This is a genomic window from Emticicia fontis (assembly GCF_054779675.1).
In genome coordinates this window covers 426958-440077 of sequence record NZ_BAAGXU010000037.1, presented here as the reverse complement: position 1 = coordinate 440077, position 13120 = coordinate 426958, and the positions used below count along the sequence as shown (strand labels likewise).

The following is a 13120-nucleotide window of genomic DNA, read 5'->3' as shown; positions in this document are numbered from 1 at the left end:
GAAAGATGCCATTATTGTATCGGAGTTTTATCTTTTTGAGTATATTGCATAAAACATTTATAAAACTCCCTAAGATAAATTAATGAAAAAGTTTGCATTGGCCGCCACTGTTCTGCTCACTACCAGCCAGCTATACGCTCAACAAATTAAAATCGGCGATAATGCCGGAGCGGTTACTTTTGAAGAATACGAACCAAAATCTACCTTGGTTGTTCCGGGCAAGGCGATTACACGCGCTAAATTTCCCTTTATAGATATTCACAACCATCAATGGGAAATGAATGGCAAAGAAGATTTAACGAAGTTGGTTAAAGAGATGGATAAACTGAACATGGGTCTCATGGTCAATCTGAGCGGACGCGGATTTAATCAGGATGAGGCGAAAAGTACAGCAGGTTTGGTGAAGCAGATTGAAAGTGTGAAAAGCTATTATCCGACACGATTTGCTATCTTCACTAATATTGACTTCAACAATATCGGTGAACCCGGCTGGACGGAAAAAGCCGTAAAAACACTAGAAGAAGACGTAAAGGTGCGCGGTGCCAAAGGCTTGAAAATCTATAAAAGCTTAGGATTTAATGTAAAAGATAATGGCAAAATAGTAGCTGTAGATGATCCACGTATTGACCCTGTCTGGAAAAAAGCAGGTGAACTGGGTATTCCGGTATTGATTCATACGGCAGACCCTTCTTCTTTCTGGGATCCGTTGAATGCACAAAACGAACGTTGGCTGGAGTTGAAAACCCACCCGGGTCGTAAACGTGATGCTTCGGGCGGTAAAGAATATACCTGGGAACAATTGATTGAACAACAACACAATGTGTTCAGAAAAAACCCTAAAACAATCTTCATCAATGCTCACATGGGTTGGTATCCGAACAATCTGGCAAAACTGGATAGCCTGATGGATGCATTCCCGAATATGTATGCCGAAATCGGAGCCGTAATCGCCGAGTTGGGTCGTCAGCCTCGCACAGCTAAGAAATTCTTCGAAAAACGTCAGGATAGAATCCTTTTCGGTAAAGACTCATGGGTGCCTGATGAATACCAGACTTATTTCCGTGTATTAGAATCAGAAGATGAATATTTCCCTTACCACAAAAAATACCACGCGTATTGGAGAATGTATGGTCTGGGACTTTCAGATGAAGTATTGAAGAAAGTGTATTATAAAAACGCACTGAAAATCGTACCGGGTCTCGACAAGAGCCAGTTCCCCAAGTAAAACTAAACTAAACATAATACAGTATCATGAAGAAACACTTCATCTTCGCTCTTACATTACTTTTGAGCAGTGGGATTGCTTTTTCTCAAAAAAAGAAAACAGTAGCCAACCCTGCCCCCGACAAACTCGAATTGCTCAAGCAGGAAGTCATCAAAAAAATTGATGACCGCCAGAAATTCACGCAGGAAGTCAATGACCAGATTTTCAGCTTTGGTGAATTAGGCTTTCAGGAATTTGAAACTACCAAATACCTCACCAACCTATTAGAGAAAAACGGTTTCACCATCGAAAGAGGTGTAGCCGGAATGCCAACTGCATGGATTGCTAAATGGGGCTCGGGCAAACCTGTGATTGCCATTGGTTCTGATGTAGACTGTATCCCTAAGGCCTCACAAAAACCCGGGGTTGCTTATAAAGATCCGATTGTAGAAGGCGCACCAGGGCATGGCGAAGGCCATAACTCAGGCCAAGCACTTAATATCACAGCTATGCTTGCCCTAAAAGAGATTATGGAACGTGAGAAAATCTCAGGCACACTCATGCTATGGCCAGGTATCGCTGAAGAACAGGTCGGAGCCAAAGCCATTTATGTGCGTGAGGGCTATTTTAAAGATGTAGATGCTTGTATTTTCACACACGTAGGCGATAATCTGGGGGTATCATGGGGAGATGCCGGAAATACCGGATTAGTCTCAGTCAAATTCCATTTTGAGGGTTCAGCAGCCCATGCTGCCGCAGCACCCTGGCGTGGCAGAAGTGCGCTGGATGCCGTAGAACTCATGAATATCGCCTGGAACTATAAGCGCGAACACCTGGAAACTACACAACGCTCACACTACGTCATTTCAGACGGTGGCGACCAGCCAAACGTAGTGCCTTCTAAAGCCACCGTATGGTATTATTTCCGTGAACGTACTTATCCAAGAATCAAAAATCTGTTTGAGAATGGACTCAAAATGGCACAGGGTGCCGCTATTATGACCGATACCAAGTATACTTACGAAATATTGGGTAGCGCATGGCCGGGGCATTTTAATAAACCTATTGCCGAAACCATGTATACAAATATCAAACGCGTAGGTTTACCGAAATGGTCAGACGAAGATCAGTTATTAGCCAAAGCTAGTCAGAAAGAACTACAATCACCAAAGACAGAAGGCTTAGCTATCAAATTAGATACCATGTCTGAGCCTGTATATTCACCAAATATTATCCGTCAGGCAGGTTCTGATGATATTGCTGATATTTCGTGGTCATTGCCTACGGTTGTGCTTCGTTATCCATCTAATATGCCGGGGATGCCGGGGCATCATTGGGCCAATGCCATTACAATGGCTACCCCAATTGCTCACAAAGGTTGTACAGCCGGAGCAAAAGTAGAAGCCTTAACGGTATTGGATATGCTTTTCAAACCAGAAATTATCCAGAAGGCATGGGAGTATTATAACAAAGAGCAAACGAAAGAAATAAAATACACTCCATTGATTTCTAAAGATGATAAACCGGCTATTCAGTTGAATAAAGAAATTATGGAGAAATTCCGCCCGGAGATGAGCAAGTATTATTATGACCCAACCAAATACAAAACGTATCTGGAGCAATTGGGGATTAAATATCCAACGGTGAGGGAGGAGGCGAAGAAATAGTTTTTTAGTTTCGATTGCAGATTGTCGAATTGTTTGGTCATTCGACAATCTGCAGCGCAACGGCGAACTGTTCGATAATCTACAATAAAAAAAGTGTACTATAAATCTAACCCATAGTACACTTTTTTAGTTATATCGTAAACTCTCTGCTTACATGAAAATACTGCTCACCTTTGTTATTACATTGCTGATTTTTGGTGCGATAGATTTCCTTTGGTTAGGCTTGATAGCCAAAAATCTTTATCAACAAAAACTCGGCTTTATCATGGCCGACAAGTTTAACTGGGTGGCAGCACTGATTTTCTATCTGATGTATGTAGGCGGTATACTTTACTTTGTCATTTTTCCGAGTCTGAACAACGGCAACTGGCAAACGGCTCTACTGAAAGGCGCTATATTAGGTATATTATGCTATGGTACCTATGACCTGACCAATATGGCAACCCTTAAAAACTGGCCTTACGAAATCGTCATTATTGATATACTCTGGGGTGCATTTCTGACAGGGCTTACTTCTACCTTATCATTCATCATCGCACAGAAATTTCTGTAATACTTACTTGATTTCCGAAAAATCAGTAGGCTTCATATACATTGATTTTACTTCTGAAGTCAATTTACCATTTTTCTCCGATTCGTCACGGGCTTTTACCCATTTCAAATCTTTTCTGAAATCATCAAAAGATTTTTTGCCGGCTTCTTCGCTTTTATGAGCTAAGATATATACCAATTTAGGTTGAGTTGTATCTTTTTCGATGGTTGTCCAGTAAGCGATGTTTTCCATGCCGTGTTTTTTGAAAAGTTTCAGGGTATGGTCACGGAAACGGGTCTTCAAATCTTCCAACTTGCCAGGAGCTGCCGTGTAGGTTCTTAATTCGAAAACACGTTCAGGATTTTTCTTTTGCTCTTTTACTGCGGGAGAGAAATCTGTCAGAGTCATGAATACCGATACTACTTTGGCTACGATTTTACCGTTTTTCTCCGATTCTGCTGCTACTGTTTTCCATTCAGGGTCTGCACCAAAAGCTTTCCATGAAGCATCTCTGGCTTCTTTGCTTGGGTATGATAAGACATAATACAACGCATTCTCTGTATTTTCGGTAGGTATCCAGTAACCTACGTTTGTCATCCCATGACGTTCGAAAATCTTGGTGGTGTGATTACGGAAACGGGTCAATAAATCGGGTAATTTATCCGGGTGGCAATAGTAGATACGCATTTCGTAATAACGGGTATCCTGATCTTTGGCGAAAGCGGCCATAGTAAGAAATAAGGTAATAAACAGGCTGAATAATGTTTTCATAGATGAGGTTGATTAGATTACAAAGGTATTTATTACCTAGATAATTCATTCACTATCCACGCGATATTTTTATGCTGATCTATTCAATAAGGAAGCAAATGATTTATATTCCAGGTGAGTATACCTCTTCCCCCGCAAATACTTCCTCAACCAATTCCTCAATAATTTTATCAAGACCTTCATACCAATCCAGATGAGGAGAATTTTTATCGCAACCTCCGGCGTGAGGCACACATTGGGTATATTCATGCTGGTGGTGGCATGAAGGGCAACGGCCAATGGTTTCGAAAGTATTCCAGATATGGCCACAATGACATTGCCAATATTCACCTCCATCTGGTTCCCAGGAGCATTTGGGGCAACGAATTTTCATACTTACTACAGTTTTTTGTGCAATATAGCCTTTTTTTTACAAAAAAAGCCACCGACTTTACAGAAGATGGCACATGTTGTGAGGGGTTAGTGAAGTGAATTAAATAGCGTCTTTTACTAAATCGACTATTTTTCCCAGAGTTTTCTTAACAGCCGAAGCAGCGACCTTAGCACCTGCGTCTTCGTCATCTAATTTTTTAACTGGCTCAGCAGCAGCATCTAACAAAGTTCCTAATTTGTCTTGTTGCTTACTATCTAACACTGCCTTACCCGATTGCATCATTTGAATACTGGCAGTAAGTTCCTGCCCATTACCCAGCAACCCATCCTTACCTTCGCTCAGAATATTATTAATCCGATTGGCCCCTACCAATAATCTGATAGTATTGACTACTTTGCTTAAAACATCTGTTTTCAAAGTACCCGCAGTAGCCATGGGGATAAGGTTTTTTAAAGCTCCGGCCTGACCCAACAACTTGTCTTTCATGTCATTGCCTCTGGTATTCGCCTCGCTTTCCAATGCAAAACTTCCCGATTTTAGTGCATCCACTAATTCTGTATCCTTTCCATTTTCTGAAAGATTTACAGCCTGTGCCAACAAACTTTCCAAATTTACTTTTTGTGCAAAAGAGTCACGTGTCACGACAAGCAAAAATAGGGTAACAAACCCTTTAAATAGGTGTTTTTTCATTTTTTACTTTTTTACTAAAAGATTGTGTATAACTAATACTAAGACGTAAATTTTCAAAAAAAGATACGTAACGTTCAATTAACAATTGCTTAATACTGACTAAATGACTTATTTTAACTACGAGAAGTTGTATTCACAAGATGAAAAAAGGCAAAAAATTTATTGAACGGCGGGCGTATTTTAAATTTCTGAACCATCTATATCTATTTAACACATCAGGTGAACGCCTGATTTTTTGCCGGAATAAAAGATGAGAAAACCTTTATGCAGATAATTGAAGTTGGAAACGACCGGAAGCTACAAAGAGAATTTTTAGAATTTCCGGCGTCGCTTTATAAAGGAAATCCGTATTGGATTCGTCCGCTAGATGATGATATTGAAAAGGTATTTAACCCTAAGAAAAATCCGCTTCTGCAAGCTGATAATTGCATCAGATGGCTGGCTATTAATGACCAGGGACAAACCGTTGCACGTGTAGCTGCTTTTATCAATCCGCTCACAGTTATTCATAGCAACGACCAACCCACAGGCGGCATGGGCTTTTTTGAATGTATTAATGATGAAAAAGTAGCTTTTGCGATGTTCGATCAGTGTAAAGCCTGGTTGAAAGCAAGAGGTATGGAAGCCATGGATGGCCCTGTGAATTTCGGTGAGCGCGATAACTGGTGGGGGCTTTTAATTGACCCTTATGATGCAGAGCCTACGTGGTCGATGCTCTATCATCATGCCTATTACCGCAAATTCTTCGAGGATTATGGTTTTCAGGATTATTTTCAGCAATATACTTTTCTGCTTCCCCTTGCCGAGAAAGAAGCCCGAAAGGTGGTACGTCCCGCTCTTTTTGAAATCGCTAACCGGATTTATCATACGCCCGGTTATGATTTCAGGCACGTTGATAAGAAACAATTATCCAGATTTGCACAGGATTTCAGAACCATCTATAACAAAGCATGGGCTAAAAATATGGCTGCCGGAGAAATGACTGCCGAACGTGCGGAAGCCATTATGCAGATGATGAAGCCTATTCTGGAAGAAGAACTGATGTGGTTTGGGTATCATAACGACAAACCCATTGCCTTTTCAATTATGATTCCTGAGTTGAATCAGATTATCAAGCACCTGAACGGAAAGCTCAACTGGATTGGTAAGTTGAAATGGTTATATTATCAATTAAGGAAAACCAATCATAAAGCCCGCGGAGTGATTTTTGGTGTAATTCCCGAATATCAGGGTCGAGGCATAGAATCGGCTATTACGCTGGCTTTTTCAAGGGCTTGCTGGAAACCTGGCTATCAATATACCACTCTGGAACTAAACTGGATTGCCGATTTCAATCCCAAAATGCTTAAAGTTACAGAATTGCTAGGCGCAAAGAAATTCAAAACCTATATTACTTACAGGTATCTGTTTGATCATACCCGAGAGTTTAAACGGCATCCGGTGATTTAACATTGAGTGATTTAGTGAATTAGTGATTGAGTGATTAGTATTAGTATTTGTTTTTATAGTTTATTTATAAAGTAAATTTCTAATCACTCAATCGCTCATTCACTCAATTACCAATTCATAATCACTCATTCACTAAATCACTCATTCACTAAATTGCTCACTGATAATCACTAATTCACTAACTCACTCAATAACATATCTCAACATTTTTATTAATTTTGTACCGTTTTTGCTACAAAACATTACCAGATTTCAAATTTTTCATTCTAAACAATAAAATTACCTGTCGTTGATGATAGGATCCAGCACTTATGTCTTTACTTACAGTTGGTTCGGTGGCATTCGATAAACTTGAAACACCTTTCGGAAAAACGGATAAAATTATTGGCGGTGCCGCTACTTTTATTACCCTTACTGCCTCTTATTTTGTAAAAGAAAACAATCTTGTAGCCGTAGTTGGCGAAGATTTCCCGCAAAGCATGATTGATGTGCTTGAATCTCATGGAGTAAATACAGAAGGACTGGAAGTTGTGGAAGGTGGAAAAACTTTTTTCTGGCATGGTCGCTATCATAACGATATGAATTCACGCGATAGCCTCGAAACGCAGTTGAACGTAATGGGTGATTTTGACCCTAAAATCCCTGAATCTTTTCAAGATTGCCAATACCTGATGTTGGGCAATACCTCACCTGAAATCCAGATGCGTGTATTAACCCGTTTGCATAACCGACCAAAATTTGTCATGGTTGATACCATGAATCTATGGATTGATATTGCTAATGTTGATTTGAAAGCCTTATTGAAACAAGTAGATTGTATTACGATCAACGACGAAGAAGCGCGTATGCTTTCAGGAGACTACTCGATTCGCAGAGCAGCCAAAACCATTATGGCCATGGGACCTAAAACCCTGATTATCAAAAAAGGTGAACATGGTGCTTTGTTATTCCAGGACGAAAATATTTTCTTCTGCCCTGCCCTGCCATTAGAAGAAGTATTTGACCCAACCGGAGCAGGTGATACTTTTGCCGGTGGTTTTATCGGATATCTGGCGCAAACAGATGATTTAAGTTTTGAAAATATGAAACGCGCCATTATCCACGGTTCTGCTATGGCTTCGTTCTGCGTAGAGAAATTTGGTTCTGACAGAATCCAGAATCTTACCGAAGAGGAGATTAAAGGTCGTGTGAATGAATTCAAGAAACTAGCAAGTTTCGAATTGAATTAAGAATATTGTAGTACGATTCCCCGAAGTCAGGCTGTAATGGCCTGGCTTTTTTTGTTTTTATTTATGAAACATTGTCACAATTATCATTATTTGCACAAGTGATAAATAAAACATATCAATGCCCCATCCATTCATCTCATTTGTCAAGCGAATCGTCGATTTACCCGAAGCCGAAGAAGCCAAGGTTTTGCTCTTGCTGAGACCTGTCAAAATTGCCAGGGGAGAATACTATATCCGAGAAGGACAAGTCCCTAAAAAGTTTGCCTTTGTCGAAAAGGGGCTTTTCAGATATTCATATATCAATACCAAAGGCACTGAATTTACCAAGAATTTCATTCTGGAGAATAACTTCATTTCAGCGTATTCGGCTATGATCAGCCAGCAACCCTCCCGAATGTTTATCGAAGCCTTAGAAGATAGTTATGTCTACGACATCAGCTATCATGATTGGCTTGAACTGAAAAAGGGGCATCCATGTTGGAATGAGTTTCTGGTGGTGATACTGGAAAAAGCCTTTTCAACCAAAGAAATCCGGGAACGAGATTTATTGCTGCTGGAAGCACAGGAACGCTACGATATTTTTAAGAAAGAATTTCCGACACTCGAAAACCGCATTAAACAACACCTGATAGCTTCTTATCTGGGCATTTCTCCGATTTCATTGAGCCGAATCAGAAATAAACTGGCGCATTAACCTATGTTAATGTTTTTAGATGGCGCACCCTGTTGTTTTGCATCACACTAAAAACAACAAGAAGATGCTCACAAACAACACCATCCTCATTACAGGCGGAAGCTCAGGCGTAGGGCTTGAATTGGCCAGAAGACTCATAGAAAAAGGCAATAAGGTTCTCATTTGCGGCCGCTCAAAAGAGAAACTGGAAGAAGCCAAACGATTACTCCCACAAGTACAAATCTTTAGCTGTGACATATCTTCTGAGAACGAATGTGTCTTATTATATGACTGGGTAAAAAACCATTACCCCAGTTGTAATATATTAGTCAACAATGCCGCCATTGTGTATAATACTTCTTTGCTGATTGACGACCAGGCCATAGAAAAAGCAAATGACGAATTTCAGACCAATATTCTGGCTCCTATCCGCTTAAGTAAATTGTTTTTGCCTTTACTATTAAATAATCCTGATGCAAAAATCATCAACATTTCTACCGGATTAATCTATGCGCCACGGGCAGCCTATCCTTTCTATAATGCCACCAAAGCCGCTTTACACTCTTTTACTCAAACACTCAGATTACAATTGATGAACCAGCCCATCAAAATCATAGAAGTATTATTACCTGTTGTTGATACCCCTTGGCACAAGGGCAATCCACCTAAAATCGCTATTCCGGCTGAAAAAGCAGTTGCAGAAGTATTTAGGAAACTGGAAAAAGGCAATAGTCTTGAAATCAGAATTGGAGGCGTGAAGATCCTTTATTGGTTATCACGGATTGCACCTGGATTTGCGATGAGGAAGATTAATTCGTTGGGTAGATAAAACACTCTTTTCTTTCATAAAAATAGGGGTTCAACATTTTGAACCCCTACCCCAATAATTATTTTTATCCTATTTCCGCCCAAAATCCGCAGGATTTTCTCCCCAATAATCTGTCTCCCATTTCAGAACTTTGTTGGGATAGCTGTTGGTTTTCAGCCAGGCTTCTGCTCTGTCCAGAAGTTCAAAAACTTCAGGATTTCCATTTTCTTCCTCCAGTTTGGTGTTCGCTTTTTTGTTGCGTACCCAACTAATAGCTGTGCGGGAATCTGAGTAGATAGGCAGCGTAGAATTATTCTTTTTCAGATAGGCTAATGCGTGTACGATGGCCAGAAATTCCCCGATATTGTTAGTAGCTTTCGGGAAAGGCCCTTTATGGAAAATCCGGTCTTTGGTTTTCAGATAAAAACCCTGATACTCCATGTCTTTATTCACCGAGTTCCAGGCGGCATCTACTACAATTGACTCCAGAATAGGTGGTGGAAATGCCGACTTTGGAATTTTGGTCTGCTTTTGTGCGGCACTCTGGGTCTGGGTAAATTTCCAGTAATTTTCTTTCAATGCCGCTTCGGCTTCCTTCCTGCTGTCGAATGATTTATACTTGGCTCCTGCAACACCCTCTACCTGTTTTTTACACTCATCCCACGAGTCGTAAACGCCAGCTTTACGACCTTCCCATACGGTATAAAATTTTGGTTTCTTTTCCATGCCGCAAATTGCAAATTTTATGTGCAAAAGTAAAACCTATCATCCAATTAGTATTTATCTGGCAACAAAAAAACCTCTTCCCATTCAGGAAGAGGTCATATATAAAAAGCAATGACGTTTGTTACAAAACTGTTTGTTACAATACAGATTCTACACTTTCAAAAGCCAGATTCCAGGCTTCTGCTACGCCTTTATATACCACTTTTCCATCAACCACATTCAAGCCTTTTTTCAACTCTTCGTTCTCTGCACAGGCTTTCTTCCAGCCTTTGTTGGCTAATTGAATCGCATATGGTAAGGTAGCATTGGTTAAACCCAAAGTAGAAGTATAAGGTACTGCACCCGGCATATTGGCTACGCAATAATGCACTACATCGTCTATAATAAAAGTTGGGTTTTCGTGTGTAGTTGGTGTACAGGTTTCAATACAACCGCCTTGGTCAACGGCTACGTCAACCACTACTGTGCCCGGACGCATCGTTTTCAACATATCTCTCGTAATCAGATGAGGGGCTTTCGCTCCCGGAATTAATACCGCGCCTACAATCAAATCTGCCTCTGTAATAGCTTCACGGATATTATATTCGTTCGACATAATCGTTACTACGTTCTGCGGCATAATATCCGACAAATATCTCAAACGTGGTAAGCTTACATCCATAATAACTACTCTTGCACCTAATCCGGCAGCCATTTTAGCCGCTTGCGTACCCACGATTCCACCACCTAATACTAATACTTTTGCCGGAGGTACACCCGGTATACCACCTAACAGAATACCTTTTCCTTTCAATGGTTTCTCCAGATATTTCGCACCTTCCTGAATCGCCATACGTCCGGCTACTTCCGACATCGGTACCAATAGTGGCAAGCTACGGTCAGCTTTCTCTACGGTTTCATAGGCCAGACATACCGCGCCTTGCTTAATCATGGCATGCGTGAGTTCTTCTGATGAGGCAAAGTGGAAATAAGTGAATAATAACTGGTCTTTTTTGATGAGATTGTATTCAGAAGCGATAGGCTCTTTTACTTTCACAATCATCTCGGCAATGCCATATATCTCTTCTATCGTTGCCAATAGGGTAGCGCCTGCTTTGGCATATTCTTCGTCTTTAAAACCACTGCCTTCTCCGGCTGTTGACTGTACATAAACTGTATGTCCGTGTTTTTTGAATTCAGCTACCCCTGCAGGTGTAAGGGCTACTCTATTTTCGTTGTTCTTGATTTCCTTAGGTACTCCGATAATCATTCTCTCTGAAAGGTTTGTTGATGAAGTGTTTCAATACAATGAAGCATAAGCGCTTAAAGATTGAAATTGTTATAGTTTATTGATGAAGTATAATTGCACAACAAAATTAGTATATAAAGAAAATATTTTTTCTATCTCTAAAAAAATAAGAAATTATTTTCTTTAATCAATATATTTGCAGAAAGTATTTCTTTTGCCACCCTTATTTATCAGGCACTAAAGAAAATTTTTCTGCCTACACTTCTCACATTTATAATGACACCTGGCTTCATGCCCTAAACTGTATAAAAATGATAGACGAAACTGACAGAAAAATTCTGCGACTGTTGCAGAGCAATGCACATCTTACCTTCAAAGAGATTGCCCAACAGATTAATCTCTCGCTCACACCCGTTCACGACCGCATCAAACGTATGGAGCAGGACGGTATCATAGAAAAGTATGTCTCGATTCTGAATAAAAAGAAATTAGGCAAAAATCTGACTGTTTACTGTCAGGTAACACTCATCAAGCAAACCCATGATACGTCTGAAGATTTTAACCAGAATATTTTAGACCTGCCAGAGGTCATCAGTTGTGATTTTGTTTCCGGTAGTTTCGATTATCTACTCAAAATTGTAGTGCCTGATGTGGATAGTTATCATCAGTTTCACCAGCAAAAACTCTCTGTTCTACCCAGTGTATCGTTAATTCATAGTTTTTTTGTGATGTCGGAGGTGAAGAGTACTACGGTTTTGCCGATTTAATTTATAAACTATTTCTTCGGTTTATCCAGAAAAATAAAAGGCAACCTCTTTTAACTGGTTGCCTGCAATTATTATTCAATACATCTTTTCAGTGCTTAAACATATTCAATACTATGTAAATCAGCTTTTGAAACTTTCACGTTCTTTATCAAATCTGTAACGTCAGTTGATTCTCTCCCTTTTCTATCGGTTTTTATTACTACATAAGAAAAATTAATATAGCTCATCGTTTCCTCTTCATGCGTAAAGATAGTTATCTGATAATAATCAGCGCTCTCTTCTTCAAATTCAAAATAAGACAACGAACCCAATACAGAGGTCTGTCCGTTTCCCAAGGCTGCTAAAAACGCTTCAAGATTCACAGGTCGTCTGATTCTGGAAGTTAGCTTGGTTTTTTCAAACCAGGTATTGGTTTGTTCTGAAAATGGCTCCTCTACTTGCGTTGTACCGGTCATCATAGTCATTCCCACTATAATAAAAGCCTCCAAAAACCATATTAAAGCCAGAAGAAAACCTTTCACTACGTATGACTCTATATTCCATGAACCATTTTTATATAGATACGACATCGTCTCCCAGATAACAGACGGCGATACAGTAAAACTTGAATGATTCTCTTTATAGAAACTCCTCATAACCGAATCTTCTTTAAAAAGCAAGTCAATATAGCTTGTCCAGATAAAGTATATGGCAACCAGACCCGTAATCAGGGCAAAATAGCTGGCAAATTTTTTATTACGAACCTTACCGAATTTAAGCGCCTGGTTTAGAATCCAACCCAGTGCTATGCCGTATCCAATCGTAAAAAAGAAATGTAAGAAAATAAAAGGCAGACTCCAGTGTAACTGCGAGTAAACATTACTTAAAACAGGGACAATACATAAAAATAACGCACCGATAGGATAAAACAAAGGTGATATTTTACCACTTGGTTGGTAGAGGTTTGGGTTCATATAGGTTTGACTTTGAAAGTTCGTAAAGAAAATGAAACTCTTTATTGGGT

Annotated in this window: 14 protein-coding genes; 8 read left to right on the top strand and 6 right to left on the bottom strand. The window is 39.8% G+C overall.

The annotated features are described in order from the left end of the window. Positions 1–82 precede the first annotated feature (82 nt). The 3 genes from ACYVFA_RS17670 (at position 83) to ACYVFA_RS17660 (ending at position 3424) form a co-directional block, all read left to right on the top strand. Positions 83–1225, top strand: a complete 1143-nt coding sequence (locus ACYVFA_RS17670; protein ID WP_460473179.1) for an amidohydrolase family protein — start codon at positions 83–85, stop codon at positions 1223–1225. Between the two features lie 26 nt (positions 1226–1251). Further along, the gene (locus ACYVFA_RS17665; RefSeq protein ID WP_460473178.1) at positions 1252–2871 is read left to right on the top strand and encodes a zinc-binding metallopeptidase family protein; all 1620 of its coding nucleotides are present in this window, start codon (positions 1252–1254) and stop codon (positions 2869–2871) included. A gap of 154 nt (positions 2872–3025) precedes the next feature. Further along, the gene (locus tag ACYVFA_RS17660; RefSeq protein ID WP_460473177.1) at positions 3026–3424 is read left to right on the top strand and encodes a DUF2177 family protein; all 399 of its coding nucleotides are present in this window, start codon (positions 3026–3028) and stop codon (positions 3422–3424) included. A 3-nt stretch (positions 3425–3427) separates the two neighbouring features. Here the strand turns inward: ACYVFA_RS17660 and ACYVFA_RS17655 are convergent, their stop codons facing one another. The 3 genes from ACYVFA_RS17655 to ACYVFA_RS17645 form a co-directional block, all read right to left on the bottom strand. Next, positions 3428–4174: an NIPSNAP family protein gene (locus ACYVFA_RS17655; protein WP_460473176.1), complete on the bottom strand. Its 747-nt coding sequence runs from the start codon at positions 4172–4174 to the stop codon at positions 3428–3430. Between the two features lie 103 nt (positions 4175–4277). After that, positions 4278–4547: a hypothetical protein gene (locus ACYVFA_RS17650; RefSeq protein ID WP_460473175.1), complete on the bottom strand. Its 270-nt coding sequence runs from the start codon at positions 4545–4547 to the stop codon at positions 4278–4280. A 99-nt stretch (positions 4548–4646) separates the two neighbouring features. Further along, complete coding sequence (locus ACYVFA_RS17645; RefSeq protein ID WP_460473174.1) at positions 4647–5237, bottom strand: hypothetical protein; 591 nt, start codon at positions 5235–5237, stop codon at positions 4647–4649. A 264-nt stretch (positions 5238–5501) separates the two neighbouring features. On the opposite strand from ACYVFA_RS17645, the gene ACYVFA_RS17640 reads away from it, so the two are divergent. The 4 genes from ACYVFA_RS17640 to ACYVFA_RS17625 all read left to right on the top strand — a co-directional run bounded on the left by ACYVFA_RS17640 (position 5502) and on the right by ACYVFA_RS17625 (position 9417). Beyond that, the gene (locus ACYVFA_RS17640; protein ID WP_460473173.1) at positions 5502–6686 is read left to right on the top strand and encodes a hypothetical protein; all 1185 of its coding nucleotides are present in this window, start codon (positions 5502–5504) and stop codon (positions 6684–6686) included. A 311-nt stretch (positions 6687–6997) separates the two neighbouring features. Continuing rightward, positions 6998–7915, top strand: a complete 918-nt coding sequence (locus tag ACYVFA_RS17635; protein WP_460473172.1) for a carbohydrate kinase family protein — start codon at positions 6998–7000, stop codon at positions 7913–7915. 118 nt (positions 7916–8033) lie between these two features. Further along, positions 8034–8609: a Crp/Fnr family transcriptional regulator gene (locus ACYVFA_RS17630; protein ID WP_460473171.1), complete on the top strand. Its 576-nt coding sequence runs from the start codon at positions 8034–8036 to the stop codon at positions 8607–8609. A 64-nt stretch (positions 8610–8673) separates the two neighbouring features. Then, positions 8674–9417 (top strand): SDR family oxidoreductase, encoded by a 744-nt coding sequence (locus ACYVFA_RS17625; protein ID WP_460473170.1) that lies wholly within the window; start codon positions 8674–8676, stop codon positions 9415–9417. A 69-nt stretch (positions 9418–9486) separates the two neighbouring features. Here ACYVFA_RS17625 and ACYVFA_RS17620 read toward each other — a convergent pair whose 3' ends face one another. Both ACYVFA_RS17620 and ald read right to left on the bottom strand, forming a co-directional pair. After that, positions 9487–10122 carry a ribonuclease H1 domain-containing protein gene (locus tag ACYVFA_RS17620; protein ID WP_460473169.1) on the bottom strand — a complete coding sequence of 212 codons (636 nt, stop codon included), beginning with the start codon at positions 10120–10122 and terminating at the stop codon, positions 9487–9489. Between the two features lie 136 nt (positions 10123–10258). Further along, positions 10259–11371, bottom strand: coding sequence for an alanine dehydrogenase (ald, locus tag ACYVFA_RS17615; RefSeq protein ID WP_460473168.1), 1113 nt, complete (start codon positions 11369–11371; stop codon positions 10259–10261). A gap of 290 nt (positions 11372–11661) precedes the next feature. Here ald and ACYVFA_RS17610 point away from each other — a divergent pair, with 290 nt between their 5' ends. Beyond that, complete coding sequence (locus tag ACYVFA_RS17610; RefSeq protein WP_460473167.1) at positions 11662–12117, top strand: Lrp/AsnC family transcriptional regulator; 456 nt, start codon at positions 11662–11664, stop codon at positions 12115–12117. Between the two features lie 95 nt (positions 12118–12212). On the opposite strand, the gene ACYVFA_RS17605 is transcribed toward ACYVFA_RS17610, so the two are convergent. Then, on the bottom strand, positions 12213–13070 hold the full coding sequence (locus ACYVFA_RS17605; protein ID WP_460473166.1) for a hypothetical protein: 858 nt from the start codon (positions 13068–13070) through the stop codon (positions 12213–12215). Positions 13071–13120 lie beyond the last annotated feature (50 nt).

Excerpts from the sequence above, each read along its gene's own strand:
- ACYVFA_RS17660 (WP_460473177.1), top strand. The coding sequence starts at position 3,026 with ATGAAAATACTGCTCACCTTTGTTATTACATTGCTGATTTTTGGTGCG.
- ACYVFA_RS17625 (WP_460473170.1), top strand. The coding sequence starts at position 8,674 with ATGCTCACAAACAACACCATCCTCATTACAGGCGGAAGCTCAGGCGTA.
- ACYVFA_RS17665 (WP_460473178.1), top strand. The coding sequence starts at position 1,252 with ATGAAGAAACACTTCATCTTCGCTCTTACATTACTTTTGAGCAGTGGG.
- ACYVFA_RS17670 (WP_460473179.1), top strand. The coding sequence starts at position 83 with ATGAAAAAGTTTGCATTGGCCGCCACTGTTCTGCTCACTACCAGCCAG.
- ACYVFA_RS17620 (WP_460473169.1), bottom strand. The coding sequence starts at position 10,122 with ATGGAAAAGAAACCAAAATTTTATACCGTATGGGAAGGTCGTAAAGCT.
- ACYVFA_RS17630 (WP_460473171.1), top strand. The coding sequence starts at position 8,034 with ATGCCCCATCCATTCATCTCATTTGTCAAGCGAATCGTCGATTTACCC.
- ACYVFA_RS17635 (WP_460473172.1), top strand. The coding sequence starts at position 6,998 with ATGTCTTTACTTACAGTTGGTTCGGTGGCATTCGATAAACTTGAAACA.
- ACYVFA_RS17650 (WP_460473175.1), bottom strand. The coding sequence starts at position 4,547 with ATGAAAATTCGTTGCCCCAAATGCTCCTGGGAACCAGATGGAGGTGAA.
- ACYVFA_RS17605 (WP_460473166.1), bottom strand. The coding sequence starts at position 13,070 with ATGAACCCAAACCTCTACCAACCAAGTGGTAAAATATCACCTTTGTTT.
- ACYVFA_RS17610 (WP_460473167.1), top strand. The coding sequence starts at position 11,662 with ATGATAGACGAAACTGACAGAAAAATTCTGCGACTGTTGCAGAGCAAT.
- ACYVFA_RS17645 (WP_460473174.1), bottom strand. The coding sequence starts at position 5,237 with ATGAAAAAACACCTATTTAAAGGGTTTGTTACCCTATTTTTGCTTGTC.
- ACYVFA_RS17640 (WP_460473173.1), top strand. The coding sequence starts at position 5,502 with ATGCAGATAATTGAAGTTGGAAACGACCGGAAGCTACAAAGAGAATTT.
- ACYVFA_RS17655 (WP_460473176.1), bottom strand. The coding sequence starts at position 4,174 with ATGAAAACATTATTCAGCCTGTTTATTACCTTATTTCTTACTATGGCC.
- ald (WP_460473168.1), bottom strand. The coding sequence starts at position 11,371 with ATGATTATCGGAGTACCTAAGGAAATCAAGAACAACGAAAATAGAGTA.